Raw genomic sequence first — 26,187 nt, 5'->3', positions numbered from 1 at the left:
TCTCAGGCTTCCTCGGCCTGAGGCGCCCAGTTTTGCTGGGGGATCGGCAAGTTGCAGGAATCGCCGCGGCCCATCGGGAAGTACTGGATGCCTTTGCGTGCCAGGCGTTCGCCGTCGTACAGGTTGCGGCCGTCGAAGATCACCGGGGTTTTCAGGCGTTGCTGGATCAGGTCGAAGTCCGGTGCCTTGAACTGTTGCCATTCGGTGCAGATGATCAAGGCGTCAGAGCCACTCAGGGTGGATTCCGGGGTGCCCATCAGCATCAGGCGCGGCTCATCACCGTAGATGCGCTGGGTTTCCTGCATGGCTTCCGGGTCAAACGCACGTACATTGGCGCCGGCGGCCCACAAGGCTTCCATCAGCACCCGGCTTGGCGCATCGCGCATGTCGTCGGTGTTGGGCTTGAACGCCAGGCCCCACAGGGCGAAGGTCTTGCCGCGCAGGTCGCCCTTGAAGAATGCATTGGCGCGTTCGAACAGCTTGCTCTTCTGGCGCTGGTTGATGGCTTCCACGGCTTCCAGCAGGTCGCTGGAGCAGTTGGCGGCCTTGGCGCTGTGGATCAGGGCGCGCATGTCCTTGGGGAAACACGAGCCGCCATAACCGCAACCTGGGTAGATGAAGTGGTAGCCGATACGCGAGTCGGCACCAATGCCCAGGCGCACGGCTTCGATGTCGGCGCCCAGGTGTTCGGCCAGTTCGGCGATCTGGTTGATAAAGCTGATCTTGGTGGCCAGCATGCAGTTGGCGGCGTACTTGGTCAGTTCGGCGCTGCGCAGGTCCATGAAGATGATGCGGTCGTGGTTGCGGTTGAACGGTGCATACAACTCACGCATCACCTCGCGCACTTCCTCACGTTCGCAGCCGATGACGATCCGGTCCGGGCGACGGCAGTCGGCAACGGCCGAGCCTTCCTTGAGGAATTCCGGGTTGGAGACGATATCGAACTCCAGGTGGCGGCCGGCAATGCGCAGGGCTTTTTCCATGTGCGCACGCAAGGTGTCGCCGGTGCCTACGGGTACGGTGGATTTTTCCACGAGGATCACCGGGTCGATACGGTGGCGAGCCACTGCATCGCCCACGGACAGCACGTATTTCAGGTCGGCCGAGCCGTCTTCATCGGAGGGGGTGCCCACGGCGATGAACAGCACTTCGCCGTGTTCGACGGCGAGTTTTTCATCATAGGTAAACGTCAGGCGTCCGCCTTCGAGGTTTTCCTTGACCATGGCCGCCAGCCCCGGCTCGAAGATGCTCACGTGGCCCTGTTGCAGCAGCTTGACCTTGTTCTCGTCAACGTCCATGCAGATGACATCGTGACCGACTTCGGCCAATACGGTGGCCTGCACCAGACCGACGTAACCACTACCAAATACACTGATTTTCATGGGGCATTCCTGGGACTTGTGGTGCTAGCACGACGAGAGTTGATAGTCAGGACTCCGAGGATGACCAAGGCCACTCCCGCAGTTTTTGAAAGCGAAAAATGTTCGTTGAACACCGGCAGGCTGGCGGCCAGCAGGTAGACCAATGCGTAGCTGATGCTGAGCAGCGAGTAGGCACGGCCCAGAGGCAGGTCTTTCAGTGCGCCAAGCCAGCAGAGCATCGACAGGGCATAGGCGATGATCGCCAGGATCACCACGCCCAGTGCGCCGAGGTCGATGGCACCCGTGTTGAGTGCTGTCAGCCATTCGGTGGGCAATGGCAGGCGCGTCATGCTCCAGCGCATGCCCAACTGGGCACCGCTGACCAGTGCCACGCTGCCCAGGGCCAGGGCAAAACCGCGAGCGCGACTCATACCTGACGCCCCAGCAGCACCACACCGGCAATCACCAGCAGCACGCCGAACCAGTGGCGACCATCGATGTGTTCATGGAACACAAAGCGCGCCACCAGGGTGACCAATACAAAGTTGAGGCTCAGCATCGGGTAGGCGATGCCGACTTCCAAACGTTGCAGCACCAGCAGCCACACCAGCAAACCCAGGCCCAGGCACACCAGCGCCGACCACAGCCACGGCGAGCGCAGCTTCAGGGCCCAACCGTCGGGCTGGTCACGCCAGCCTTCCACGGCAAACTTCTGGGACACCTGGCCCATGCAGGTCAGCAGGCAGGCACCTAACAACAGCAGCAGAGTGGTCATGGCGCGCTCTGCGGGAAGATCAGAATCACGATATTGCCCTGCTCGTAACGCTTGCCGTCTTTGGGCAGCAGGTCCACTTCCTGGCGTTCGTCGTCACCCTTGACCCGCATCACCACGCCCACCGAGCCTTGCTTGCGCGCCTCGCTTATCCATTGCTGGACGCTGGCGGCATCGATCTTGCGGTAAGCGGTGTCCGGGAAGGCGATGCCGTATTTCACTTCGCCAACGGTGTTGTAGAGCATCACTTCAGGACGCTGCAGGCGCCATGACAAGGCCGATGCGGCGCCGAGGTCGTTGCTCAGCAACGCAGTGGTCGGCTGCAGCTCCTGGAGGTGGTCGATGATGAACTGGTCGGGGGTCTTGTTATAAACCACCGAGTGCGGCAACGCGGCCGGCACCAGCGCCACCAGCAACCAGCTGCCGATCACCGGTGCGGCCCACATGTGCAACGGGCGGGCGGCTTGCAGCAGGTTGGCGATGATCCAGCCGAACAGGAAGACGAACACCAGCACCAGGCTGAGTGTTTCCTGGCCGTGCTCGTACACCGGTTTTTTCAGCTGGAACCAGGTCAGGGTCAGCAACGCCAATACGCCAATGACCAGATTCACCCAGCCGTTGATGCGCAGTACGCGGCCACGGGCCTGGGCCAGCTTGTCGGCGAGGGTATGCCCCATCAGCAGCGCCAGTGGCAGCAGGCAGGGCATGATGTACGACGGCAGCTTGCCCTTGGCCAGGCTGAAGAACGCCAGCGGCATCAGCAGCCACAGCAGCAGGAAGGCGACCTTGCTGTTGCGTTTTTCCAGCCAGGCCTGCTTCACGGTGGACGGCAGCAACGCCATCCACGGCAGGGTGAACGCAACCATCAGCGGCAGGTAATACCAGAAGGGCTCGGAGTGCTGGGCGTCGTCGCCGGCAAAGCGCTGGATGTGCTCGTGCCAGAAGAAGAAATTCCAGTAGTCCGGTTCCTGGGCATGCACCATCAGCGCCCAGGGCAGGCTCACGACAATCGCCACCACCACGGCCACCAAGCCATAGGTGAGCAGTTCACGAATGCGTTTTTGCCAGAGCACGTAGGGCAGGGCGATCAGCACCGGCAGCAACCAGGCAAGGAAACCCTTGGTCATGAACCCCATGCCGCAGGCGAACCCGAGCAAGGCCCACGACCACAGGCGGCCGCGGGTGGTGGTGCTGTCGAAGCAGAACCACAGCGCCGCCCCGATCAGGTTGACCCAGAAGGTGAACTGCGGGTCGAGGTTGGCATAGCCCGCCAGGAACGCGACGCTGACAAAACTCATGTACAGCACGGCGCTGACCAGGCTCTTGCGCGGGTCGTTCCACAAACGCCGGGCCACGAAATACACCAGCAGGATGCTCAAGCCAGTGCTCAAGGCCGAGGCAAAACGCACGCCGAACAGGTTCTGCCCGAAAATCGCCTGGCCCAGCGCGATCATCCAGTAACCGGCCGCCGGTTTCTCGAAGTAGCGAATCCCCATGAAGTGTGGCGAGGCCCATTTGCCGGTCAGCAGCATTTCCTGGCTGATCTGCGCATAGCGGGTTTCGTCGGGAATCCACAGCCCGTGGGTGGCCAACGGGATCAGGTAGAACACCCCGAAGGCCAGCAGGAGCAGGGGCAGGGCCCAGCGCCGGATCATGCCTTTTGCACTCCGAGCCAGCCTTCACGGCCGCTCAACGCACCACGCACCAGGTGTTGCTGGGGCAGGGTGGTGAGGTCGGCGGGCAACAGGTCGCCCAACGGTTTGAACGCGATGCCGCGCTGCCCTGCCTGGGCGAGCATCTGGCGAAAATCATTGGCCATCAGAATCCCTTCTACTTCTGCGTGGATCGTATAGACGTTGAGCTTCGACGGCTTGAAGCGGTCGAGGATGTAGCTATTGAAATCCTTGGCGGCCACCACCGGGCCCACGACTTCGTCGAAGGTCGGCATGTCCACCGGAATTTGTGGCGTGCCGGCACTGCCATCCGCCAGGGTCGGCCGGAACAGGCTGGTACCACGGCAATCGCTGTTGTAGCGGAAGTTGAACTGTTGCTTGGCTTGCACCACGCGCTCATCGGCACGCCAGCCCGCGGCGGCTGAGCAGTCGATGGGTTCACCGAGGATGTCGCTCAAGGTGTCGACGCCACGGCGAATCTGCTCGATCAGCTGTGCATCGCTCCAGCGCCCGGTGTTGGCTTGCCAGCCGTGATGATCCCAGGCGTGCAGCCCGACTTCATGCCCGGCGGCCTTGGCCTGGCGCATCAGGTGCCCCAGGTCGCGGCCAATGGGTTTGCCCGGCCAGGCGGTGCCGGCCAGCAAAATGTCCCAGCCGTACAAACCGGCAGCGTTGGAGCGCAGCATCTTCCACAGGAACTGCGGGCGGATCAGGCGCCACAAGTGGCGCCCCATGTTGTCCGGCCCGACGCTGAAGAAGAAGGTCGCCTTGACCCCGGCTTCATCAAGCGACTCCAACAACCTTGGCACCCCTTCACGGGTGCCTCGGTAAGTGTCGACGTCGATGCGTAGACCCGCTTGCATCAACGCTTGTCCGCGATTTCGAGCATGGCTTCACGCAGGAAGAAATCCAGAGTGTTGCCGATGGTTTCGCTCATCTCCACGGTAGGCTCCCAGTTCAGCAGGCGCTTGGCGTTGTCGATGCTTGGCTTGCGGTGCGCCACGTCCTGGTAACCGGTGCCGTAGAACGCCTTGCTCTCTACGTCGCGGAAACCGGCAAACGGAGGGAAGTTGCTGCGCAGCGGGTGAGCTTCGAACTGACGCAGCAGTTCTTCGCCCAGCTGACGGATGCTGGCTTCGTTTTCCGGGTTGCCGATGTTGATGATCTGACCGTTGCAGTTATCGTTGTCGTTATCAATGATGCGCGCCAGGGCTTCGATGCCGTCGGCGATGTCAGTGAAGCAACGCTTCTGCTCGCCACCGTCGAACAGACGGATCGGCGTGCCTTCCACCAGGTTCAGGATCAGCTGGGTGATGGCGCGGGAGCTGCCGATACGGGCCGAGTCCAGGCGGTCGAGGCGCGGGCCCATCCAGTTGAACGGACGGAACAGGGTGAACTTCAGGCCCTTGTCGCCGTAGGCCCAGATCACGCGGTCCAGCAGTTGCTTGGAGACCGAGTAGATCCAGCGCTGCTTGTTGACCGGGCCCACCACCAGGTTGGAGGTGTCTTCGTCGAAGTACTGGTCCTGGCACATGCCATACACTTCGGAGGTCGACGGGAAGATCACGCGCTTGTTGTACTTCACGCAGTAGCGAACCAGTTTCAGGTTCTCTTCGAAGTCCAGTTCAAATACGCGCAGCGGGTTGCGGGTGTATTCGATCGGGGTGGCGATGGCCACCAGCGGCAGGACCACGTCGCACTTCTTGATGTGGTACTCGATCCACTCGGAGTGGATGCTGATGTCGCCTTCCACGTAGTGGAAGTTCGGGTGGCTGCGCAGGCGCTCGATGGCGTCGGAGCCGATGTCCAGGCCGTAGATTTCGTAACGGTCGTCACGCAGCAGGCGCTCGGACAGGTGGTTACCGATGAAACCGTTCACGCCCAGGATCAGCACGCGGGTACGACGGGGCTTGCGGCCGGACTCGGCGCCGCGCAGTACGGAACCGTCCACCAGGCCCAGTTCATCCGCCAGGGACGGGCCGGCCAGGTACAGGCCGTTCTCGTTGCGCTGGCCGAACTTGACCACCAGGGAGTCTTCACCGCAGGCGATGCGCAGCGGGTTGACGCTGATCACTCGGCCTGGCGCCAGGCCTTCGTTGCCCTTGACGACTTCGGCGTTCCAGACGATCAGCTTGTGCTCGCCCACGGCGCAGAAGGCGCCCGGGTATGGTTGGGTAACGGCGCGAACCAGGTTGAACAGCTCTTCAGCCGGTTTTTTCCAGTCCAGCTTGCCGTCCGCTGCGGTGCGACGACCGAAGTAGGTGGCCTTGCTTTCGTCCTGGGCAGTTTCGGTCAGCTTGCCTTGAGCCAGTTGCGGCAGGGCGTCGCGCAGCAGGTTGGTGGCGGCGTCACGCAGTTTGGCGTGCAGGGTCAGGCCGGTGTCGGTGCGCTCGATCACGACTTTCTGCTGGGCCAGGATCGCGCCGGCATCGGCACGCTTGACCATGCGGTGCAGGGTCACGCCGGTTTCGGTTTCGCCGTTCACCAGCACCCAGTTGGCCGGTGCGCGGCCACGGTACTTAGGCAGCAGGGAGCCGTGCAGGTTGAACGCGCCTTTCTTGGCGGTGGCCAGCAGGGCTTCGCTCAGCAGGTTGCGGTAGTAGAACGAGAAGATGTAGTCCGGGTTCAGCTTGGCGATGCGCTCGATCCACAGCGGGTGGTTGGCGTCTTCCGGGGCGTGTACCGGGATGCCATTGCGGGCGCACAGCTGGGCGACGGAACCGTAGAAATTGTTTTCCTTGGGATCATCGGCATGGGTGAACACGGCAGCAATTTCGTAACCCGCATTGAGCAGGGCTTCAATGCCAGCACAGCCAATATCGTGGTAAGCGAAGACAACAGCTTTTGAATTCATGACGAAACCTGATCGGAAGGAGAAGTAGAGGTGTGGGAGGACGTCAGGCCGTCGACCGTAAAGGTCTCGGCCGGTGCTGCCGGTTGGTTGCGCAGCACTTTTTCGATAAAGAACCGTGGGCGGGCCCGCACATCGCTGTACATGCGGCCCAGGTATTCACCCAGGAGGCCCATGCCGATGAACTGGCCACCGGTGAACACGAACAATACGGCGAACAGCACGAACATGCCGTCGCCAGCCCAGCCGGAGCCGAAAGCGAGACGCAGCACGATCAGTGCAAAGGCGAAGAGCATGCCCAGGGCCGCCAGGCTGAAACCGACGATGCTCAACAGGCGCAATGGCGTGGTGGTCATGCAGGTCAGCAGGTCGAACATCAGGCTGATCAGGCGCATCGGGCTGTATTTGGACTCGCCGTGTTCACGCTCGGCGTGATGCACCAGGATTTCCGTGGTGTGGCGCGCAAAGCTGTTGGCCAGGATCGGGATAAAGGTGCTGCGCTCGCGGCAGGCCAGCATGGCGTCGACGATGGTGCGGCGATAAGCACGCAGCATGCAGCCGTAGTCGCTCATGGCCACGCCGGTGGAGCGTTGCACGGCGAGGTTGATCAGGCGCGACGGCCAGCGGCGAAAGGCCGAGTCCTGGCGGTTGTTGCGCACGGTGGCAACCACGTCGTAGCCCAGGGCGGCCTGTTCGACCAAACGCGGGATTTCTTCCGGCGGGTTTTGCAGGTCGGCGTCCAGGGTGATCACCACGTCGCCCCGGCAATGCTCGAAGCCGGCCATGATTGCGGCGTGCTGGCCGTAGTTGCGGTTGAGGATCACCGCCACCACGTTGCTGCCTTCGAGCGCGGCGGCGTCTTCCAGCAATTGCGCGGAGTTGTCGCGGCTGCCGTCGTCCACCAGGATGATTTCGTATTCGTAAGCCAGTTGTTTGCAGGCGGCCATGGTGCGGCGCAGCAGTTCAGGCAGGCTTTCTTGTTCGTTGTAGACCGGGATAACGATCGACACGCAATGAATTGGATAGGGTTTCAAAGATTCATTACCTCGGGGGTTAGAGCAACTTGGAGCGTAAAGACAGCAGTTATCGTCAGCCTCGGATGCCGGGCATCCGATCAAAGATAGCGTTGATTTGTGGCATTCATTCGACAGTCCTGACAGGTCACAGTGGGTCTTCCATGGCATACGTGAGTAAAGACTAAAATGCTCAAAGGTAAAGCGGAATCAACGAGTTAACCTGCAAAGTACGGTTCGTTCTCAAGTCGTGCCGCCAAGATTAAGCGCAAAAATGTTCAACGAATATGAAACGCAGATGAAAAAGTCGTTTTTTTGGCAGGTAGACAGCTAGGGTTCAGGTAAACAGCAGAAGCACGGACAACGCCGTGCCGATGAGGGGAGAAGGGGCGGTAGCCTTTTTCTTCACGCGGGCAGGTTCCTGAAGAATCTTCTCTGCAATGCCGCGCAAGTGCCGGTAAAGTAAGCCATCTCTTGCCAGGGCAGTCGGATGAATAGCGTGCAGCGTTTACGGCCAATGTTGATGGTGTTGTTGATGACGGTGGCCTGGGCCACGAGTGTGCGGGCCGATGACGGCGTGGCACTGACGTCCATCGACCAGGTGCCCGATGGCGTAGAAGTGCGGGGTAAACAGGTCGGCGCCTTCGTCTGGAGCGACAAACAGGGCAGGAACCTGTTGGTACTCGCAGAGCAAGTCAGCGAACGCGACGACGACGGTGCGCAGTCGGCCTTTGTCTACGCCGCCCAGTACCTGCTCGACGGTGACCGGCCCAAGCGCCTGTGGATGCTCTACGACGACGTGCAGCATTGCGAGTTCGATGCCGGCGCGCACTTCAACAGCGACGCCACCCGGGTCACCGACCTGCTGGGCGATGGCATCAGCCAGGTCACCGTGGGGTATAGCCGCACCTGCACCAGTGACGTCAGCCCCAATGATTTCAAGCTGATCATGCACATCGGCAAGTCGCAGAAGTACCGCCTGCGCGGCATCGACCGCTATGGCGCCAGCTGGTGGGATGAAGACGCCGGCGCCCTGCAGGGCATGCCGTTGCCCAAGGATTGCAGCATCGCCGCCCAACAGGCGCTGGTCAGCCAGTACAAGGAGCAGGGTACCGAGCTGCCGCTTCCTGGCTGTTACGGCGACGAAGAAGATTTTGCCAAGGCGCCCAAACCGTACCTGGAGTTCATGCGCCAGCACTGGTTTGCCTTGATGCAGAAGCAGGACACCGACTGGAGCCAGCAGCAGACGCCAGCCCCGGCGGAAGACGATCAGGAATAGCCCCGGGGATTGACCTGCGCTAGACTCGGCGCTCGCCAATTCACTAAATATGTCGATTAAACAGATGGTTAGTCGACATATTTAATCCAAAGGCTGATCTACCTTGACTGAGTCTACCCGCAACCCGCTGACCCTCTATCTCACCCGCCTGGCGCCCTCCAGCCAGCTGACCATGCGCTACGTGCTGCAGGACGCCGCCGACCGCCTGGGTTTTGAAGACATCAACCTCGAAGACATCGACTGGCACCTGCTGCAGCCCGAACACGTCATGGCCCTGGTGGCGGTGCTGCGGGAAGACGGGTATGCGCCGAACACCTCCTCGCTGTACGTCAACGCCGTGCGCGGGGTGATGAACGAAGCCTGGCGCATGAGCCTGATCAGCCAGGACCACCTGCTGAAGATGCGCTCGGTCAAGGCCATGGCCGGCACCCGCCTGAGCCAGGGGCGCAACCTGCGGCGTACGCTGATTCGTGAGTTGATGGAAGTCTGCGCCGCCGATCCGCGCCCGCAGGGCCTGCGGGATGCGGCGGTGATCGGGATCCTGTATGGCTCGGGCATGCGCAAGTCGGAATCGGTGAACATCGAGCTGGGCCAGGTCAACTTTGACGAGCGCAGCCTGCAGGTTACCGGCAAGGGCAACAAGCAATTGATCAAGTACGCACCGGCCTGGGCCTTTGCCAAGCTGGAGGCATGGCTGGCGTTTCGCCGCAGCCAGTTGAAACCGGGTGAGCAGGACGATGGTTTCCTGTTCAACCGGATTCGCCGGGGCAGCCATATCACCCGCGAGCGCATCACCAAACACGCGATTTACTACATCGCCCGCCAGCGTGGGGAACAGGTCGGCGTGAAAATCATGCCCCATGATTTCCGCCGTTCGTTTATCACGCGGGTCATTGAAGAGTACGACCTGTCGATCGCCCAGAAGCTGGCGCACCACACCAATATCCAGACCACCGCCACCTACGATGTGCGCGACGACAATGAGCGGCGTAGGGCAGTGGATCGGTTTGACCTGTAGGGCCGCCCGTAACCTGGCCCGCCAACTGCCTTGAACTCTGCCCGGCAGCCGCGCTCGCAATAGTAGGGCGCGGGTTTTGCCGCGTGCCGTGTTTATTCAGTCGAAGGAGCAGACCATGGATACCTACAACATCAACAAGACCGGCACCGGTTGGGCGTTGACCAAGCAGGGCTCGGCACGGCCGTCGAAAACGGCGGAGACCAAGGAGGCGATCGTTGAGTTGGCGAAAGAGTTTCTCAGCGACAAGACGGCGTCGCTGAGAATTCACAGCATGGATGGGCGGATTCAGGAGGAAAGAACCTATCCGCGCAAGGCTGACCCGACACGATCTCCGGGCTGACCGAGCACCCAATGTGGGAGCGGGCTTGCTCGCGAAGGCGGTGGTTCAGTTACACATGCATTGGCTGACACTCCGCCTTCGCGAGCAAGCCCGCTCCCACACTGGATCTGCATTCGACCCTAGAGAATCGGCTTGCCGCCCGTCACCGCATACCGCGAGCCCGAGATGTAACTCGCCTCATCCGACGCCAGCAACACATAGATCGGCGCCACTTCCACCGGCTGGCCGGGGCGGCCCAGCGGTGTCTCGCTGCCGAAGCTGTTCACGTCTTCGTCCGGCATCGTCGAGACAATCAACGGCGTCCAGATCGGCCCCGGCGCCACGCTGTTCACGCGGATGCCCTTGCTGCCCAGCAGTTGCGCCAGGCCACCGGTAAAGTTCGCAATCGCGCCCTTGGTGGCGGCGTAAGCCAGCAACGTTGGCTTGGGCATACGGCAGAGACCAAGGAGGCGATCGTTGAGTTGGCGAAGGAGTTTCTCAGCGACAAGACGGCGTCGCTGAGGATTCACAGCATGGATGGGCGGATTCAGGAAGAAAGAACCTACCCCGCAAGGCTGACCCGACACGATCTAAGGGCTGACCGAGCACCCAATGTGGGAGCGGGCTTGCTCGCGAAGGCGTTGGATCAGTCACAGATGCATTGCCTGACACTCCGCCTTCGCGAGCAAGCCCGCTCCCACATTGGATTTGCATCCGACCCTAGAGAATCGGCTTGCCGCCCGTCACCGCATACCGCGAGCCCGAGATGTAACTCGCCTCATCCGACGCCAGCAACACATAGATCGGTGCTACTTCCACCGGCTGGCCGGGGCGGCCCAGCGGTGTTTCGCTGCCAAAGCTGTTCACGTCTTCGTCCGGCATCGTCGAGACAATCAACGGCGTCCAGATCGGCCCCGGCGCCACGCTGTTCACGCGGATGCCCTTGCTGCCCAGCAGTTGTGCCAGGCCACCGGTAAAGTTGGCAATCGCGCCCTTGGTGGCGGCGTATGCCAGCAACGTTGGCTTGGGCATATCGGAATTCACCGAGCTGGTATTGATGATCGACCCGCCGGCCTTCATATGCGGCAGCGCCGCCTTGCAGATGCGAAACATCGCGGTGATGTTGATATCGAAGGTCTTGACCCATTCCTCGTCGGGTATCTCTTCGAGGGTCTCGTGGGTCATCTGGAATGCGGCGTTATTGACCAGCACGTCGATCCGCCCGAACTGCTCGACGGTCTGGTCGACAATCGCCTGGCAGTTGGCTTTTTGCGCGAGGTCGCCGGGCAGCAGCAGGCATTGGCGGCCGGCTTCTTCAACCCAGCGTGCGGTTTCCTTCGCGTCCTCGTGTTCGTCCAGGTAGGCGATGGCCACATCGGCACCTTCGCGGGCAAAGGCAATCGCCACGGCGCGGCCGATACCGCTGTCGGCGCCGGTGATCAGGGCGATCTTGTTGGCCAGGCGGCCGGAGCCGGTGTAGCTCTTCTCGCCGCAGTCGGGATAGGGGTCCATCTTCTTCTGCGAACCGGGAACGGATTGGGCCTGGCTGGCGAAAGGTGGGCGTGGGTAGTCAGTCATCTCAATCTCCATAGATCACAACGGGTTCTATGGATTAGTGATTTTCAGCTGCCGGATAGTTGTAATCGATGCCGGCCGAGCCCGACGAATGGTTTGCGCTCAACCGTGCTGGCAGGCATCGCCCAGGCGCATGTAGTCCAGTTCATGACGCACGCCGTGGCTGTCGATGTAGACCATATGACCCTTGACCGGCCCGCACTCGGTGGAGGATTCGGTACTGACGCGCACCACCTTGGCGATGTCCAGGTCCTGGGAATAGTCGTACGCCTCGCTGGCGGGGGTGTTGGCACTCACAGTGGGTACCGGGGTTTCGCCCTGGGCGAAGGCAAGTGTGCTGAACAGGCCCAGCACGGCGATAAGCAGATAACGCATGAGAACCTCCGACACCACGAAGGTGGTGGCTTGACTGTGGGGTTCATTCTACAAAGCACCTGGCGCGGGGATGAACGCTTGCGGGCCAATAGAAGACATCAGCCAAATCGATGCAGCAAGCCTCTTATAACCGGTTATAAACTCATAGCATCTTCGCCTAAACGCAGCCCTATAAATATCCGTCTGCCGTTGCTCATCCCTGTAGACACATACAACAGGGAGTTCCTCGATGTTTTTATTCAAACAACAACTACCAAGGCTGACGCTGACGGCGGCGCTGGCGATGGGAGTGTGCACGACATCGGTGATGGCCCAGGAAGTGGCCGGCCAGGTGTTCACCTTCGATATCGCTGGCGGCCCGCTTGATACGGTGCTGCTGGATATCTCCCGGCAGACCGGGGTGATGATTTCGTTCAATCAACAGTGGGTGCAGGGCAAGCGCAGTGCCGCCATCCGCGGCGATTTGGGCAGCCTGCAAGCGGTGGACAAGGCATTGCAGGGCAGTGGCCTGCAAGTAAGCGACAGCGAACAGGGACTGACGGTGCATCCAGCACCCGTGACGTCCACCAGCGTCGCACCGGCCGAGGGCAAAAGTACTGATTACCGCCTGGAAAAAGTCACGGTGACCGGCTCGGCGATTCGCCGGGTGGACGCGGAAACGGCAGTGCCGGTAACCATCCTGCGGGTCGAGCAATTGCGCGAGCAGGGTGTGAGCACCACCGAGGAGTTGATCAACCGCATTTCGGCCAACCAGTCTGCCGTTGGCTCCGGGCGTTCGGTGGGTTCCAGCAGCGGCGGTGCGGCGTATGCCGACTTGCGCGGGATTGGCGCGAACAAAACCCTGGTGCTGCTCAATGGCCGGCGCCTGAGCAACAACGCCGTCAACACCACCAACGGTTCCGGGGTGGACTTGAACACCATCCCGTTCGCCGCCATCGACCGCGTGGAAGTCCTGCGCGATGGCGCCTCGGCACTGTACGGCACCGATGCGATTGGCGGGGTGATCAACTTCATTACCAAGACCAGCCTCACCGGTGGGCAACTTTCCACCAACTACGATTCGCCCACACGCTCCGGCGGCGGCGACAGCCATAACTTCAGTGGCAGCTACGGTTTCGGCGACCTTGAAGAGGACCGCTTCAACGTGTTCGGCGTGGTCAGCTACGACAAGCAGACGCGCCTGGCGGCCAAGGACCGTGACTTCACCTACAACTACCAGCCAGGTCGCGGCCTGGATTTCACCTCCGGCACCGCCGCGCCGGCCAACTGGAGCCAGGGCAGCAACGCGACCAACCCGCTGGCCGGCTCCGGTTGCAATTCCCCCGGGCTGCTGTCACGCAATGGCATCTGCCGCCAAAGCCTGTGGAGTTACCTGGACCTGGTGCCGGAAACCGAAAAAACCTCGGCCTTTGCCAAAGCCACCGGCAAGCTGGCCGATGACCATACCGTCAGCCTCGAATACTTCTGGGCGCGCAACGAAAACCGCACGCAGATTGGCCCAGGCACCCTGATGGGGGCCCAGGTCAATCCGGGTACGCCTTTCTATCCGGGCAACGGCATCACCCCGGGCCCCACGGGGTTCGCCCTGGACCCGACACAGCCGGTAGACGTGAACTGGCGTGAAACCGATGCCGGCGCGCGCAAGCACGAAGATGACAACACCAGCCAGCGGCTGCTGCTGAGTTTCGAAGGTAATGTGGCGAACTGGGACTACAACGTCGGCGCGTCCTACAACCAGAACAAAGTGGTGCAAACCATTCTTGACGGCTATGTAAACGACCAGACCATCAGCCAGGGGATTGCCAACGGTGTGATCAACCCGTTCGGGCCGCAGAGTGAAGCGGGCAGGGCGTTACTCGCCTCCAGCCGCGTGGATGGCGATTACGCCACCGCCGTGGGCCGAGTGAAGAGTATCGACGGGCGCGTAAGCCGTGAAATCGGCGACTGGTTCGGTGCGGGGCCGACGGGCCTGGCGCTGGGTGGTGAATATCGCAAGGAGGATTTCCACCAGGATTTCGCCCAGTTTGCCGAGACCGTGCAGAGCCTGGGCGTAGACCCCAATGGCGCAGTGCGCGGCAATCGCAGCGTGTCGGCCGAGTACGCCGAGGTCAACGTGCCGGTGCTCGAAAGCCTGGAACTGTCTGCCGCCGTGCGTCATGACAAATACAGCGACTTTGGCAGCACCACCAACCCGAAATACTCGTTCCGCTTCCAGCCGTTCAAGGAACTGGTGGTGCGCGGTGCCTACAGTGAAGGCTTCCGTGCGCCGTCGCTGTACGAGTTGTACAACCCGACCTACACCAGCTACACCGTGGCCAACTACAACGACCCGCGCCTGTGCCCGGGCGGCACCCCGGCCAATGGCGGGATCGGCAACCGCGACTGCGCCCAGCAGTTCCGCCGGCAAAGCGGGGGCAACGGCAGCTTGAGCCCGGAAACCGCACGTAACGTGACCTTTGGTTTCGTGTTCCAACCGATCGAGCGCCTCAGTGCCGGCCTGGATTTCTGGTGGATCACCATCGCCAACCAGATTGCCGAGTTTCCTGAGTCGTCGGTATTCGACGACCCGGATGCCTACGGCGACCGCTTGATTCGCAAGGCGGATGGCTCCATCGATCACATCGTTACCGGCCTTGCCAACCTGGGTAAGACCAAGACCAACGGCGTGGATGTGAGTTTCGACTACCGCTTCCCGAGCACCGCCATCGGTGACTTCGGCATCGGCCTGCAAGGCACCTACGTCAACGAATACAAATACCAGCAGGAGCTCAAGGGCGACTACATCGACAAACTCGGTGATTTTCGTGGCGGCGAGTTCTCCACCGCGGGCGCCGTTGCACGCTGGCGCCACAGCCTGACCGGCACCTGGGCCCGCGGACCGCTGGGCGTCAGCCTGACCAACCGCTACACCAGTGGCTATCACGACTCGGACCCCGACACTCACGACTCCGTAGGCTCTTACAACGTCTGGGACCTGGCGGGTACCTACAACTGGAGCAAGTCCCTGGCCGTCACGCTGGGCGCGAAAAACCTGTTTGACCGCGCACCGCCGTTCAGCAACCAGACCTATGCGTTCCAGAGCGGGTACGACCCGAAATACGCCGACCCGTTTGGCCGCATCCTCTATACCCGGGTCAGCTATAACTTCTGATTGTTCATCAGGTCCAGACACTGCTCTATAAAACAGGCGGATCCACTGCACCCATCCCGTAGGTGCAGCGGGATTCGCCGGTCCATAACCTTATTCCAAAACGGTATTTCCAGGCTTTTCATAAGACTCCTTATGATCACGTCATAACTCGTTATGACAAGTGGTCCTGATGAACGAATCAACCGTCGCCTTATCCCCTCTGTCCAGCGTTCCGCTGCATGCCCAACTGCGGGACCTGCTGCGCAGCCGCATCCTTGATGGTGAGTACGCGCCGAACACCCAGATGCCTTCCGAGAGCGAACTGGGCACGCGCTTCAAAGTCAGCCGCATCACCGTGCGCCAGGCCCTGGGTGATCTGCAAAAGGAAGGCCTGATCTACAAGATCCACGGCAAAGGCACCTTTGTTTCCAAACCCAAGGCTTATCAGAACGTCAGCACCCTGCAGGGGTTGGGCGAGTCCATGACCGAGCGCGGCTATGAAGTGATCAACCGCCTGCGCAGCTACCGCTTCGTGCCCGCCGACAAGCTGGTGGCCGAGCGCCTGGGCGTGGAGGAGGGCAGCACTGTCGCGCAGATCAAGCGGGTACGGCTGATCAACCGCGAGCCGGTGTCGCTGGAAATCACCTACCTCAGCCAGGCCCTGGGCGAACGCCTGGAAAACGCCGACCTGGTGACCCGCGACATCTTCCTGATCCTGGAGAACGACTGCGGCTTGCAACTGGGTCACGCCGACGTGGCGATTGACGCGGTACTCGCCGACAGCGAGCTGACCCAGGCGCTGAACGTCGAGGCCGGCTCGCCGATCATGCGCATCGAACGCCTGACCCACACCGCAGACGGTCAGCCCGTGGACTTCGAACACCTGTATTACCGTGGCGACGCGTTTCAGTATCGCCTGCGCATCGACCGTCAGCGAGGTAGCCGCCCGTGAGCCGCCAAACCCTGGAACTGGAATACGACATCGTGGTGATCGGCGGCGGTACAGCCGGCCCCATGGCGGCGATCAAGGCCAAGGAGGCCAACCGCGATCTGCGCGTATTGCTGATCGACAAGGCCAACGTCAAGCGCAGCGGCGCCATCAGCATGGGCATGGACGGCCTCAACAACGCGATCATTCCCGGCCACTCCACGCCGGAGCAGTACACCAAGGAAATCACGATTGCCAACGACGGCATCGTCAATCAGGCGGCGGTGTACGCCTACGCGACCCACAGTTTTGAAACTATCGAGCAGTTGGACCGCTGGGGCGTGAAGTTCGAGAAGGACGAAACCGGCGATTACGCGGTGAAAAAAGTCCATCACATGGGCGCCTACGTGTTGCCGATGCCTGAAGGGCACGACATCAAGAAGGTGCTGTATCGCCAGCTCAAGCGCGCCAGGGTCAGCATCACCAACCGCCTGGTGTGCACCCGCTTGCTGACCGACAGCGAAGGCGCGGTGAATGGCGTGATGGGTTTTGACTGCCGCACTGCGGACTTCCAGGTGATCAAGGCCAAGGCGGTGATCCTCTGCTGCGGCGCGGCCGGCCGCCTGGGCTTGCCGTCCTCGGGTTACCTGATGGGCACCTATGAAAACCCGACCAATGCCGGCGACGGCTACGCCATGGCCTACCACGCCGGAGCCGAACTGGCGAACCTGGAGTGCTTCCAGATCAACCCGCTGATCAAGGATTACAACGGCCCGGCGTGCGCCTATGTCACCGGCCCCTTGGGCGGCTACACCGCCAACAACAAGGGTGAACGCTTCATCGAGTGCGACTACTGGAGCGGGCAGATGATGTGGGAGTTCCACCAGGAACTGGAAAGCGGCAACGGCCCGGTGTTCCTCAAACTCGATCACCTGGCGGAGGAAACCATCCAGAACATCGAGCAGATCCTGCACAGCAACGAGCGCCCCAGCCGTGGGCAGTTCCACGCCAACCGGGGCACCGACTACCGCAGCCAGATGGTCGAGATGCATATCTCCGAGATCGGCTTTTGCAGCGGGCATTCGGCGTCGGGCGTGTGGGTCAACGAGCGCGCGGAAACCTCGGTCAAGGGCCTGTATTCAGCGGGCGACATGGCGGCGGTGCCACATAACTACATGCTCGGCGCGTTCACCTATGGCTGGTTTGCGGGCACCAACGCGGCAAGCTTTGTGGCCGGGCGCGAATTCAGCGCGGTGGATGCCCGGCAAGTGGCCGCCGAGCAGGCTCGGGTCTATGCGCCACTGGACCGCGAAACCGGTCTGCCGCCGGCCCAGGTCGAGTACAAGCTGCGGCGCTTCGTCAACGATTACCTGCAGCCGCCCAAGGTCACCCGCAAGATGGAAATCGGCTTGCAACGCTTCGCCGATATCGAGCGCGACCTGGACCAGATGAAGGCGCACAACCCCCATGAATTGATGCGCGCCATGGAAACCAGCGTGATCCGCGACTGCGCCGAAATGGCTGCCCGCGCCTCGCTGTACCGCGCCGAAAGCCGCTGGGGCCTGTACCACTACCGGGTCGATCACCCGCAACGCAACGACGCCGACTGGTTCTGCCATTGCCACCTGAAAAAGGGCGACGACGGGCAGATGGTCAGCTTCAAGAAACCCGTCGAGCCCTATGTGATCCCGCTGGATGCCGAAGAGATGCAGGCTTACGACCGCCTGCGCGTAGGGGCTGACGCCGCCTGAATGTGCCCCCCAAGCTCGCTCACCACAGGACACCGTGAAATGGCCTATCAGCCCCAGGAAATATTCTTTCGCTCCAACGCCCCGGTAACGGTGGACGAGGACAAGTGCATCGCCGAAAAAGGCTGCACGGTCTGCGTCGACGTGTGCCCGATGGACCTGTTGGCGATCAACCCGGCAACGCAGAAGGCGTACATGGCGTTCGATGAATGCTGGTACTGCATGCCCTGTGAAAAAGATTGCCCCACCGGCGCAGTCAAGGTCGAGATTCCGTACCTGTTGCGCTGAGACCTGCCGCAAACGCCATCCGCCAACCCCGGACGCAGCCCTAGCCACACCCCCTCGTTTCCCACCGCGCCAGACCGTGGCGGAGACGATTCCTTCAACCATGATTCGAGGGGAACTACCCAATGTTATTGCGCGCAACCCTGGCCGGCCTGGTGCTGGCTTGCTTGAGCCTGTCGGCCCAGGCACAAACGATCCGGGTGGCCATCGGCACCCAGGACACCACCATCAACTGTGCCGCGGGCGGCTTGCTGATCCGCGAGCTGGGGCTGCTGGACAAATACCTGCCGCACGACGGCAAGTACAAGGACGCGACCTACGACGTGCAGTGGAAAAACTTCACCAGTGGCGCGCCGCTGACCAATGAAATGGTCGCCGGCAAACTGGACTTTGGCGCAATGGCCGACTTCCCCGGTGCCTTCAACGGCGTAGCGTTCGAGGCGGCGGGCAAGCACAGCCTGTTCATCAGCGTGTTGTCGGGCAACATCAAGGGCAGCGGCAACGGCATTGTGGTGCCGGTCGCTTCCAGCGCCCAGTCCCTGGCGGACCTCAAAGGCAAGACGATTTCCGTGCCGTTCGCCTCCACGGCCCATGGCATGTTGCTGCGTGCTGTCGCGGCCCAGGGCTGGGACCCGCTCAAGGACGTCAACATTATTGCCCAGGCGCCCGAAGTGGCAGGCTCGGCGTTGCAGGCCAACAAGATCGACGCCCATGCCGACTTTGTGCCGTTCGGCGAACTGTTCCCCAACCGTGGTTTCGCCCGCAAGATCTACGACGGCTCGCAATCCAACACCCCGACGTTCCACGGCGCGCTGGTGGACGAAAGTTATGCCAAACAGTACCCGGAAGTGGTCGTCGCCTACCTGCGCGCGAGTATCGAGGCCAATCAGTTGCTGGCCGCAGAGCCGGAGAAGTACAGCGAGCTGATCGAAAAAGTCACCGGCGTCGAAGCCGAGGTCAACTACCTGTTCCATGGCCCGCTGGGCGTGCAGACCCGTGACTTGAGCTGGAAGCCCGAATACCGCCAGGCCGTGGGCACCGCGATCGACACCCTCAAGCTGCTGAAAAAGGCCGACCGTGGCCTAGACCTCAATACCTTTATCGATGACCAGTACATCCGTGCCGCGTTCAAGGCCTCGGGCCTGGACTATGCGGCGCAATTGGGCAACTACGCCCAGGCGCCGTTGAAGGCCAACGACGCCCTGAGCGGCGCGCCGATCACTGACTGGAAGCACGTCGCGCAAATCTGGGTCAAGGGTGAGCCCAAGGTGCGGGATTACGCGTCGGCCGAGGCGGCGTTCACCGCGCTGGACAGCCTGAACAAACAAGGCAAGGCGGTGCGCGCCGTGTATGCCCAGGCCGAAGACAGCGGCATCAAGCTGCTGGCGAGCCAGGCCTGGTTTGCGACCAACCAGCACGGCCAACTCAGTGCGTTCCTGCTCAAGGGCCAGGCGCAGCAATTTGCCCAGGCCCAGGGCGGCAAGGTGTTCAATTTCACCGACGCCGGCGCGCAGGCCGTTGCCGGTCGCTGAGGGAGCGTGTTCATGACAAGCACCCCATGGCGCTGGCTGCCCAAGGCCGCTTCCTTGCTGTTGTGCCTGCTGTTCTGGCAGTTGGCGGCCAGCCAGCACTGGAACCTGTGGCTGGTGACGTTTGCCAATGTGCCCACGCCGGGCTCCGTGCTGCAGGCTGCCCTGGGGCTGGCGGACTCGGGCAAGCTTGTGCGGCACTTGAGCGCAAGCCTGACCCGGGTGTTCGAGGGCTACCTGGCGGCCGCGCTGGTGGGGATCGGCCTGGGCATCGCGATTGGCCGCTGGAAGTGGGCGGAAGACCTGCTGTTGCCGCCGCTGGAGGTGATCCGGCCGATCCCGGCGGTAGCCTGGATCCCGCTGGCGATCCTGATGTTCCCGTCGTCGGAGCTGTCGATGATCTTCATCACCTTCACCGGCGCGCTGTTTCCGGTGCTGCTCAATACGGTGCATGGCGTGGAAGGCGTCGATCCTCGGCTGATCGCCTCGGCGCGCAGCCTGGGGGCAGGGCGCCGGGCGATCCTGCTGGAGGTGATTTTGCCGGGCGCCGCGCCGAGCATCATCACCGGCCTGGCGATTGGCATGGGCACTTCGTGGTTCTGCCTGGTGACAGCGGAAATGATCTCCGGCCAGTACGGTATCGGCTATTACACCTGGGAGTCCTACACCATCCAGAACTATGCCGACATTGTCGTTGGCATGCTGTTGATCGGCGTGCTGGGCATGGGCAGCAGCCTGTTGGTCAAGCGTCTCGGCGCACTGTTCACTCCCTGGCATCGACCACGAGGTAAAGCCTGATGAGTCATCTTGAAGGCCGTGTCGACATACGCGGCTTGTCCATTGTATTGGGCGAACAGCAGCAGGCATTCGAGGCGGTGAAAGCCCTGGATTGCAGGATCGAGCCGGGGCAGTTCGTGTGCATCCTCGGCCCGTCCGGGTGTGGCAAATCGACCTTGCTCGGCGCGCTGGCCGGGCATCTCACGCCAAGCCAGGGCACGCTGGAAATGGATGGCCAGCCGGTTGCCGGGCCGTCCCAGCAACGGGGCATGGTGTTTCAGCAACACACACTGTTCCCTTGGCGTTCGGTACGCGAAAACGTCGCCTTCGGCCTGAAGATGCGCGGCGTAGGCAAGGCCGAGCGCCTGGCCGCCGCCGATGAGATCCTTCACCTGGTGGGCCTGGAAGGTTTTGCCGAGCGCTGGCCCAACCAGCTGTCGGGTGGCATGCAGCAGCGGGTGGAAATTGCCCGGGTGTTGATCAATCGTCCCGGCCTGCTGTTGATGGATGAACCGTTCGGCGCGCTGGATGCCCTGACCCGCATGAAGATGCAGGCCTTGCTGCTGGACATCTGGACGCGCATCCGCACAACTGTTGTGTTTGTTACCCATGACATCGACGAAGCGCTGTTCCTGGCCGACCGCATCCTGGTGATGAGCCCGCGCCCCGGGCGCATCATCGAGGATTTCCAGCTGACTTTCCCAAGGCCGCGCAGCACCGAACTGATGACCTCGCCGGAATTTACCCACCTCAAGCGCCATTGCCTGGAGCTGCTGCACCACGAAGATGGTCGCCAGTTACCACGGCTGAACCCGCTCGGGCTACCCAACGATCACCCAAGACCGCGATTTGCCATATGACCTATGAAACCGAAAACCCCGACATCCAAGCCCTGCGCCCCCGGCTGCAAGCGCCGGATGCCGGCATGCGCCGGATCGCCCTGATTGACCTGGCTGACCTGGAAGACCCCGACGGCCTGGTGTGGCTGGTGGACAGCCTGCGCCACGACCCGGCCACCGACGTGCGCGCCCAGGCTGCCAGCCTGCTGGAGGCGTGGGAAGAAGACGCAGTGGTCGAGGCGCTGTGCCAGGCGCTGACCGACACTGAAGCGACGGTACGTGATGCCGCCGCCCAGAGCTTGAGCGTACTCAAGACGACGCAGGCGGGCCGGCTGTTATTGCCATGGGCCACCCACGCCGACGCGAGCGTGCGCACGGCAATCTTCCGTGCCCTGCGCGAGTTGCGCCTTGAAGCGGCGGCGCCGTCGGCAATGCTGGCGCTGAACGATATCGATGCGGGGGTGCGCCGCGAAGCGGTCGGTGTGCTCGGCTGGCTCAAGCACCTGCCGGCATTGGACGCCCTGGCGAGGTTGGCCAGCAGCGATCCGGACACCGAGGTCCGGCGTGCCGCCACCGGCGCCCTCGGCCTGGCCAGTGATGAGCGGGTACTGCCGGCGCTGTATGAAGCGTTGCAGGACGCCACCTGGCAAGTACGGGAAGAGGCCGCGACCACCTTGGGCAAAGTCGGTAGCACCCGCGCGGGAGACGCCTTGATCACGGCGCTGGCCGATGACTACTGGCAAGTCCGCCTGCGCGCCACCCGCAGCCTTGGGCGCCTGCGGTATGCACCGGCGTTGCCGGCGCTGCTCCTGACGTTGGGCCACAGCATCAGCAACCTGCGCAAGGAAGCCGCCCTGGCGCTGGGCGAGTTGGGCGACCGACAGGCCCTTGGCCCGCTGCGTGACGCGGCCGACGATGGCGACCCGGAAGTACGCAAGGCGGTGCGCATTGCCCTGGCACAACTGCAATGAACAGTGCACCGAACGGCATTGGCCGCGATGATGATGGGCGCTTGAGGCTGGAATGGCGCGACGGCGTGCAATGGATCGACCACGCTCGCCTGCGTCGTGAATGCCCGTGCTCGCAGTGCCGGGCCTTTCGGTTGAGAGGCATGCCGCCGCTGGTGTCGGACCGTGTCCGGGTGCTGGAGGTCCATCCCCAGGGGTATGGCGTGCAGTTGATTTTCAGCGATGGGCACCAGCGGGGGATTTACCCGTGGGCTTATTTGGCGGCAATGGGGCTCCAGACCGGGGCGCCAATCTCCGCTGGTCAGGTGCGCGACTGAGGTTGCAGGTGTGCCGGCAGGCGGCGCAGCGTCCACCACACCGTCAGCATCGCTGCCACGGCGCTGAGGGCGATGCCGATCAACATCGGCGCCGGTGTGTGGTCTGCGAACAGGCCGGCCAGGGACATGGCTACGGCGGCGGTGATCATCTGGATCGCGCCCAACAGCGCCGAGGCCGAACCGGCCACGGCACCGTGATCTTCCAGGGACAACACGCCGGCCGCCGGCAACAGCAAGCCGAGAAAGCCAAAGCCAATAAACAGCAGTGCCATCATTAACGGCAGGCTGTTGCCCCACAGTGTGGTAAGTGCCAGCAAGGTCATGACGGTCGCCACGCCCGCCACCGACCAGCGAATCAACGGCGCGAGGCCGAAGCGTGCACTCAAGCGCGCGGTCAACTGGCTCAGGGCAAAAAACGACGCCGCGTTGAGGGCAAAGCACAGGCTGAATTGCGTTGGCGTGAGCCCGTAGTATTCGATGTAGACGAATGGCGCGCTGCCGATGAACACGAAGAATGTCGCAAGGCCAAAACCGCCCACTACCGACAACCCGGTAAACACCGGATCACGCAGCAACGCGCCGTAGCTGCCGAACGCATTGCCCAGGGTCTTGCCCAGGCGGCGTTCGGCGGGGTGGGTTTCCGGCAATTGCACGGCGGTCATGATCAGGCACAGCACTGCGGCCACACCCAGTACCCAAAACACTTCGCGCCAGCTCCACACTGCAATGATCACGCTGCCGGCCAGCGGTGCGAGAATCGGTGAAATGCTCACCACCAGCATCAGCAACGCCATCAGGCGCGCGGCTTCATGGCCGGTGTACAAGTCACGCACAATCGCCCGTGGAATCACCATCCCGGCGCAGGCGCCAAAGGCCTGCAACGCCCGGAAGCCGATCAGCACCTCGATGGAGGGGGCGAGGGCGCAACCAATGCTGGCCACGATGAAAATCGCCAGGCCGGCATAGATCGGCGGCTTGCGCCCGAACACATCGCTGATCGGGCCGTAGAACAGCTGGCACACACCGATGATCATGAAGAACACCGTCAGGCTCATCTGCACCGCGGCAGGCGAGGCATGCAGGCTGGCGCCGAGTGTCGGCAACGCCGGCAGGTAGCTGTCGATGGCAAACGGGCCGACGGCGGTGATCAACCCCAGCAGCAGGGCGAGGTGGGCGATACTTCGAGACATGGTGGTTCCGGGCGGCGGTAAAAAAGAGGGGCCAGCTTAGTGATCGCCCTCGGCGCATACAAGCCGGTGTTTACAGACTCGCTACAGAGTCACCAGCGGCAGGGTGTCGTGAATAGGCAATTGATACGGGAGATAGACGTAAAGTATTGATTTAACTCAACTAAATATCCATTTAGTCGAGTTGGATATTTCGCGAATTTAAGGCTGGGCGAGGGCGGTCGCTCGGCGCTCACTGATGCGTTCAACCGCCAGCATATGGTCGGTGCCCCATTGGCAAAGCGGCCCCAATGCCTGGGCCAGCGAGCGTCCGAAGGGAGTCAGGGAGTATTCGACCTTTGGCGGTATCTCCTTGTAGTCGATGCGCGCGATGATTTCATCGCGTTCCAGCTCCTTCAATTGCTGGATCAGCACCTTGTCCGTCACGCCGCCAACGGCGCGCCGCAGTTCGCCATAACGGTGAACTTCATGGGCCAGGTGATACAGGACCAACGGTTTCCATTTCCCGCCAATCACCGCCAGGGCGGCGTCGAGCCCGCAGTTAAAGGTGCTGTTTGACATGTTTTTGCCCTCAGGCTGGGTACTTACCAAAAGGTGCATACTATTCAAAACAATAGCGCAGATCTACGCTTGGGCCTCAACATTTGAGGGAAACACTCATGAACAGGCTCAACGGGAAAATCGCCGTCGTCACCGGTGGCAACAGCGGGATCGGCTTGGCCAGCGCCATACGCTTTGCGGCCGAAGGTGCACAGGTCGTTATCGTGGGACGCCGCCAGGATGAACTGGACAAAGCCTTGGTCCTGATCGGGCATGACGCGATCGCGATCCAGGGCGACATTTCAAACCTGCGTGATCTTGAGCGGGTATTCGCGCAGATCAAGGCTGACAAAGGTCGTGTAGATGTGTTGTTCGCCAATGCGGGCCTTGGGGATCTGGAGCCCATTGGTGCGATCACGGAGGAATCGTTTGATCGCACCTTTGGCGTGAACGTGAAAGGCACGTTGTTCACCGTACAGAACGCGTTGCCATTGATGAGCGCCGGTGGCTCGATTGTGCTGACAGGTTCGACGACGGCCTCGATGGGCACCGCAGCGTTCAGCGTCTACAGCGCGTCGAAAGGCGCACTGCGAAACTTCGCAAGAAGCTGGGCGCTGGATCTGCAAGGCACAGGTATTCGCGTGAACGTGCTTTCACCTGGGCCGACAACGACACCAGGTTTGGACAGAGCGCTATCAGGTACCGGCCAGAAGGATGCGATTGTCGATTCGATGGTTACGCGTGTACCGCTGGGTCGTATGGGGCAGCCAGATGAAGTGGCGAATGCGGCATTGTTCCTGGCATCGGATGAGAGCAGCTTTATGACGGGCAGCGAGATGTTCGTGGATGGCGGTTTCGCTCAGGTGTGATCCAGGCTCATCGACCAAATCGAGACAGGCTGGGTTTGGTCGATGAGGAGCGTGGTGCACTGGTTGAAATCTGGCTGGCACTGACCCTGATAACGGGTCATATGATTACGCATAATGTATATTATGTTAAAAGAGGTGCCATGCCAGAAATGTTCATGAGGCTCATAAGGCACTGATTCGACAAACCCGCTTCTGGTGTCCATTCTCCCAACGGGCAATGTCCTTTGTGTTCATGGTGCGTCCTAATGAGGTGGCAGCCAATGAAGCTGGTTCAGTGTCGTTTCTCGTCCGGTCAGCGCGTGCCACTGCTTGTGCAGGATGGTCCAGAGGCGCTCTTGCCCAAGCTGGTACCATTTATCTACGTCCAGCTCAGACTCAGGCACCGTGCATACAACACGGCCGCAGCGCACCTGCGTGCGATCCAGGCCTTCTACACCTATGCCAAACGCCGAGAGCTGGATAACGCAACGTCTCTGGCTCTATCGGATACGCCCAGCGGAACATACCTGTCACGTATTCTCTTCCCTCAAATGCACATCTCAGAAAGGTTGAGGATCAAGACCAGAACAATTTCCGCGAAGCCTGTCGCAGAAGCAGTAGCCCGTGGCGAAGCGGAGATAGGCTTCCAACAATTGAGTGAGCTGATGCACATGGAAGGCATCGATGTGATTGGGCTTATCCCCGATCAGGTTCAGAAAATGACAATGTACTCAGCGGCCATCATCACGGGCAGCGTGCAGCAAGAGGGGGCTGCCGAGCTATTAAAGTTCCTCAGTTCAGAAGCCGCTAGGAGTGCCATGAAGCTCGGCGGATTAACACCTGTTCGATGAGCCT

The 26,187-nt window shown here is 61.7% G+C and carries 25 protein-coding genes and 1 pseudogene; 14 read left to right on the top strand and 12 right to left on the bottom strand.

Annotation, left to right across the window (positions count from 1 at the left end):
• Positions 1–2: 2 nt before the first annotated feature.
• Genes HX801_RS23425 through arnC form a run of 7 tightly spaced genes read right to left on the bottom strand, consistent with a single transcriptional unit; the run spans position 3 to position 7,691 of the window.
• Entirely contained in the window at positions 3–1,382 is a 1,380-nt protein-coding gene (locus HX801_RS23425; protein WP_177022831.1) for a UDP-glucose/GDP-mannose dehydrogenase family protein, read from the bottom strand.
• The gene (gene arnF, locus HX801_RS23420; RefSeq protein WP_177021107.1) at positions 1,379–1,792 is read right to left on the bottom strand and encodes a 4-amino-4-deoxy-L-arabinose-phosphoundecaprenol flippase subunit ArnF; all 414 of its coding nucleotides are present in this window, start codon (positions 1,790–1,792) and stop codon (positions 1,379–1,381) included. Before arnF ends, HX801_RS23425 begins: the two co-directional genes overlap by 4 nt.
• Complete coding sequence (gene arnE / locus HX801_RS23415; RefSeq protein ID WP_003217625.1) at positions 1,789–2,136, bottom strand: 4-amino-4-deoxy-L-arabinose-phosphoundecaprenol flippase subunit ArnE; 348 nt, start codon at positions 2,134–2,136, stop codon at positions 1,789–1,791. The genes arnF and arnE overlap by 4 nt, the downstream gene beginning before the upstream one ends.
• On the bottom strand, positions 2,133–3,788 hold the full coding sequence (arnT, locus tag HX801_RS23410) for a lipid IV(A) 4-amino-4-deoxy-L-arabinosyltransferase (protein ID WP_177022830.1): 1,656 nt from the start codon (positions 3,786–3,788) through the stop codon (positions 2,133–2,135). Before arnT ends, arnE begins: the two co-directional genes overlap by 4 nt.
• Complete coding sequence (gene arnD, locus HX801_RS23405; RefSeq protein ID WP_102604347.1) at positions 3,785–4,669, bottom strand: 4-deoxy-4-formamido-L-arabinose-phosphoundecaprenol deformylase; 885 nt, start codon at positions 4,667–4,669, stop codon at positions 3,785–3,787. The genes arnT and arnD overlap by 4 nt, the downstream gene beginning before the upstream one ends.
• Positions 4,669–6,660 (bottom strand): bifunctional UDP-4-amino-4-deoxy-L-arabinose formyltransferase/UDP-glucuronic acid oxidase ArnA, encoded by a 1,992-nt coding sequence (gene arnA / locus HX801_RS23400; protein ID WP_177022829.1) that lies wholly within the window; start codon positions 6,658–6,660, stop codon positions 4,669–4,671. Before arnA ends, arnD begins: the two co-directional genes overlap by 1 nt.
• The gene (arnC, locus tag HX801_RS23395; protein ID WP_008433430.1) at positions 6,657–7,691 is read right to left on the bottom strand and encodes an undecaprenyl-phosphate 4-deoxy-4-formamido-L-arabinose transferase; all 1,035 of its coding nucleotides are present in this window, start codon (positions 7,689–7,691) and stop codon (positions 6,657–6,659) included. The genes arnA and arnC overlap by 4 nt, the downstream gene beginning before the upstream one ends.
• Positions 7,692–8,160: 469 nt before the next feature.
• On the opposite strand from arnC, the gene HX801_RS23390 reads away from it, so the two are divergent.
• From HX801_RS23390 to HX801_RS23380, 3 genes are all read left to right on the top strand, one after another.
• The gene (locus HX801_RS23390; protein WP_177022828.1) at positions 8,161–8,949 is read left to right on the top strand and encodes a M949_RS01915 family surface polysaccharide biosynthesis protein; all 789 of its coding nucleotides are present in this window, start codon (positions 8,161–8,163) and stop codon (positions 8,947–8,949) included.
• Between the two features lie 103 nt (positions 8,950–9,052).
• A complete protein-coding gene (gene xerC / locus HX801_RS23385) occupies positions 9,053–9,967 on the top strand; it encodes a tyrosine recombinase XerC (protein ID WP_087692998.1) in 915 nt (304 codons plus the stop codon).
• Positions 9,968–10,082: 115 nt separating this feature from the next.
• Positions 10,083–10,307, top strand: coding sequence for a DUF2188 domain-containing protein (locus HX801_RS23380; RefSeq protein ID WP_003217639.1), 225 nt, complete (start codon positions 10,083–10,085; stop codon positions 10,305–10,307).
• Between the two features lie 119 nt (positions 10,308–10,426).
• Here HX801_RS23380 and HX801_RS23375 read toward each other — a convergent pair.
• The 3 genes and pseudogenes from HX801_RS23375 to HX801_RS23360 form a co-directional block, all read right to left on the bottom strand.
• A pseudogene (locus HX801_RS23375) lies at positions 10,427–10,738 on the bottom strand (SDR family oxidoreductase); the annotation flags it as partial.
• Between the two features lie 268 nt (positions 10,739–11,006).
• The gene (locus HX801_RS23365; protein WP_003217640.1) at positions 11,007–11,864 is read right to left on the bottom strand and encodes an SDR family oxidoreductase; all 858 of its coding nucleotides are present in this window, start codon (positions 11,862–11,864) and stop codon (positions 11,007–11,009) included.
• Between the two features lie 99 nt (positions 11,865–11,963).
• Positions 11,964–12,236, bottom strand: coding sequence for a DUF2790 domain-containing protein (locus HX801_RS23360; protein ID WP_102369062.1), 273 nt, complete (start codon positions 12,234–12,236; stop codon positions 11,964–11,966).
• Positions 12,237–12,465: 229 nt separating this feature from the next.
• Here HX801_RS23360 and HX801_RS23355 point away from each other — a divergent pair, with 229 nt between their 5' ends.
• The 9 genes from HX801_RS23355 to HX801_RS23315 all read left to right on the top strand — a co-directional run bounded on the left by HX801_RS23355 (position 12,466) and on the right by HX801_RS23315 (position 22,757).
• On the top strand, positions 12,466–15,387 hold the full coding sequence (locus HX801_RS23355) for a TonB-dependent receptor (protein ID WP_087692995.1): 2,922 nt from the start codon (positions 12,466–12,468) through the stop codon (positions 15,385–15,387).
• A gap of 169 nt (positions 15,388–15,556) precedes the next feature.
• Positions 15,557–16,318 carry a GntR family transcriptional regulator gene (locus HX801_RS23350; protein ID WP_008433419.1) on the top strand — a complete coding sequence of 254 codons (762 nt, stop codon included), beginning with the start codon at positions 15,557–15,559 and terminating at the stop codon, positions 16,316–16,318.
• On the top strand, positions 16,315–18,045 hold the full coding sequence (locus HX801_RS23345) for a fumarate reductase/succinate dehydrogenase flavoprotein subunit (RefSeq protein ID WP_008433417.1): 1,731 nt from the start codon (positions 16,315–16,317) through the stop codon (positions 18,043–18,045). Before HX801_RS23350 ends, HX801_RS23345 begins: the two co-directional genes overlap by 4 nt.
• Positions 18,046–18,084: 39 nt before the next feature.
• Positions 18,085–18,330, top strand: coding sequence for a ferredoxin family protein (locus HX801_RS23340; protein WP_003217650.1), 246 nt, complete (start codon positions 18,085–18,087; stop codon positions 18,328–18,330).
• Between the two features lie 122 nt (positions 18,331–18,452).
• Complete coding sequence (locus HX801_RS23335) at positions 18,453–19,859, top strand: ABC transporter substrate-binding protein (RefSeq protein ID WP_087692993.1); 1,407 nt, start codon at positions 18,453–18,455, stop codon at positions 19,857–19,859.
• Positions 19,860–19,871: 12 nt separating this feature from the next.
• Positions 19,872–20,654, top strand: a complete 783-nt coding sequence (locus tag HX801_RS23330; RefSeq protein ID WP_134326624.1) for an ABC transporter permease — start codon at positions 19,872–19,874, stop codon at positions 20,652–20,654.
• Complete coding sequence (locus HX801_RS23325; RefSeq protein WP_008433408.1) at positions 20,654–21,493, top strand: ABC transporter ATP-binding protein; 840 nt, start codon at positions 20,654–20,656, stop codon at positions 21,491–21,493. The genes HX801_RS23330 and HX801_RS23325 overlap by 1 nt, the downstream gene beginning before the upstream one ends.
• A complete protein-coding gene (locus tag HX801_RS23320) occupies positions 21,490–22,443 on the top strand; it encodes a HEAT repeat domain-containing protein (RefSeq protein ID WP_177022827.1) in 954 nt (317 codons plus the stop codon). The genes HX801_RS23325 and HX801_RS23320 overlap by 4 nt, the downstream gene beginning before the upstream one ends.
• Positions 22,440–22,757, top strand: a complete 318-nt coding sequence (locus HX801_RS23315) for a DUF971 domain-containing protein (RefSeq protein WP_008433404.1) — start codon at positions 22,440–22,442, stop codon at positions 22,755–22,757. Before HX801_RS23320 ends, HX801_RS23315 begins: the two co-directional genes overlap by 4 nt.
• Here HX801_RS23315 and HX801_RS23310 read toward each other — a convergent pair.
• Together HX801_RS23310 and HX801_RS23305 are read right to left on the bottom strand one after the other, a co-directional pair.
• Positions 22,742–23,947: a multidrug effflux MFS transporter gene (locus HX801_RS23310; protein ID WP_008433402.1), complete on the bottom strand. Its 1,206-nt coding sequence runs from the start codon at positions 23,945–23,947 to the stop codon at positions 22,742–22,744. The genes HX801_RS23315 and HX801_RS23310 overlap by 16 nt on opposite strands.
• A gap of 198 nt (positions 23,948–24,145) precedes the next feature.
• Complete coding sequence (locus HX801_RS23305; protein ID WP_008433396.1) at positions 24,146–24,505, bottom strand: helix-turn-helix domain-containing protein; 360 nt, start codon at positions 24,503–24,505, stop codon at positions 24,146–24,148.
• Positions 24,506–24,603: 98 nt separating this feature from the next.
• On the opposite strand from HX801_RS23305, the gene HX801_RS23300 reads away from it, so the two are divergent.
• Both HX801_RS23300 and HX801_RS23295 read left to right on the top strand, forming a co-directional pair.
• Entirely contained in the window at positions 24,604–25,353 is a 750-nt protein-coding gene (locus HX801_RS23300) for an SDR family NAD(P)-dependent oxidoreductase (protein ID WP_087692989.1), read from the top strand.
• A 260-nt stretch (positions 25,354–25,613) separates the two neighbouring features.
• A complete protein-coding gene (locus HX801_RS23295) occupies positions 25,614–26,183 on the top strand; it encodes a substrate-binding domain-containing protein (RefSeq protein WP_177022826.1) in 570 nt (189 codons plus the stop codon).
• The last annotated feature ends 4 nt before the right edge of the window (positions 26,184–26,187 follow it).

The sequence above is a fragment of the Pseudomonas sp. G1002 genome, from assembly GCF_013385455.1.
Lineage (GTDB): Bacteria > Pseudomonadota > Gammaproteobacteria > Pseudomonadales > Pseudomonadaceae > Aquipseudomonas.
Note: the sequence above shows the minus strand (reverse complement) of the source record. Positions and strands in the feature narration are given on the sequence as shown.

Excerpts from the sequence above, each read along its gene's own strand:
- HX801_RS23425 (WP_177022831.1), bottom strand. The coding sequence starts at position 1,382 with ATGAAAATCAGTGTATTTGGTAGTGGTTACGTCGGTCTGGTGCAGGCC.
- arnF (WP_177021107.1), bottom strand. The coding sequence starts at position 1,792 with ATGAGTCGCGCTCGCGGTTTTGCCCTGGCCCTGGGCAGCGTGGCACTG.
- arnE (WP_003217625.1), bottom strand. The coding sequence starts at position 2,136 with ATGACCACTCTGCTGCTGTTGTTAGGTGCCTGCCTGCTGACCTGCATG.
- arnT (WP_177022830.1), bottom strand. The coding sequence starts at position 3,788 with ATGATCCGGCGCTGGGCCCTGCCCCTGCTCCTGCTGGCCTTCGGGGTG.
- arnD (WP_102604347.1), bottom strand. The coding sequence starts at position 4,669 with ATGCAAGCGGGTCTACGCATCGACGTCGACACTTACCGAGGCACCCGT.
- arnA (WP_177022829.1), bottom strand. The coding sequence starts at position 6,660 with ATGAATTCAAAAGCTGTTGTCTTCGCTTACCACGATATTGGCTGTGCT.
- HX801_RS23390 (WP_177022828.1), top strand. The coding sequence starts at position 8,161 with ATGAATAGCGTGCAGCGTTTACGGCCAATGTTGATGGTGTTGTTGATG.
- HX801_RS23380 (WP_003217639.1), top strand. The coding sequence starts at position 10,083 with ATGGATACCTACAACATCAACAAGACCGGCACCGGTTGGGCGTTGACC.
- HX801_RS23365 (WP_003217640.1), bottom strand. The coding sequence starts at position 11,864 with ATGACTGACTACCCACGCCCACCTTTCGCCAGCCAGGCCCAATCCGTT.
- HX801_RS23360 (WP_102369062.1), bottom strand. The coding sequence starts at position 12,236 with ATGCGTTATCTGCTTATCGCCGTGCTGGGCCTGTTCAGCACACTTGCC.
- HX801_RS23355 (WP_087692995.1), top strand. The coding sequence starts at position 12,466 with ATGTTTTTATTCAAACAACAACTACCAAGGCTGACGCTGACGGCGGCG.
- HX801_RS23350 (WP_008433419.1), top strand. The coding sequence starts at position 15,557 with ATGAACGAATCAACCGTCGCCTTATCCCCTCTGTCCAGCGTTCCGCTG.
- HX801_RS23340 (WP_003217650.1), top strand. The coding sequence starts at position 18,085 with ATGGCCTATCAGCCCCAGGAAATATTCTTTCGCTCCAACGCCCCGGTA.
- HX801_RS23335 (WP_087692993.1), top strand. The coding sequence starts at position 18,453 with ATGTTATTGCGCGCAACCCTGGCCGGCCTGGTGCTGGCTTGCTTGAGC.
- HX801_RS23330 (WP_134326624.1), top strand. The coding sequence starts at position 19,872 with ATGACAAGCACCCCATGGCGCTGGCTGCCCAAGGCCGCTTCCTTGCTG.
- HX801_RS23325 (WP_008433408.1), top strand. The coding sequence starts at position 20,654 with ATGAGTCATCTTGAAGGCCGTGTCGACATACGCGGCTTGTCCATTGTA.
- HX801_RS23320 (WP_177022827.1), top strand. The coding sequence starts at position 21,490 with ATGACCTATGAAACCGAAAACCCCGACATCCAAGCCCTGCGCCCCCGG.
- HX801_RS23315 (WP_008433404.1), top strand. The coding sequence starts at position 22,440 with ATGAACAGTGCACCGAACGGCATTGGCCGCGATGATGATGGGCGCTTG.
- HX801_RS23310 (WP_008433402.1), bottom strand. The coding sequence starts at position 23,947 with ATGTCTCGAAGTATCGCCCACCTCGCCCTGCTGCTGGGGTTGATCACC.
- HX801_RS23305 (WP_008433396.1), bottom strand. The coding sequence starts at position 24,505 with ATGTCAAACAGCACCTTTAACTGCGGGCTCGACGCCGCCCTGGCGGTG.
- HX801_RS23300 (WP_087692989.1), top strand. The coding sequence starts at position 24,604 with ATGAACAGGCTCAACGGGAAAATCGCCGTCGTCACCGGTGGCAACAGC.
- HX801_RS23295 (WP_177022826.1), top strand. The coding sequence starts at position 25,614 with ATGAAGCTGGTTCAGTGTCGTTTCTCGTCCGGTCAGCGCGTGCCACTG.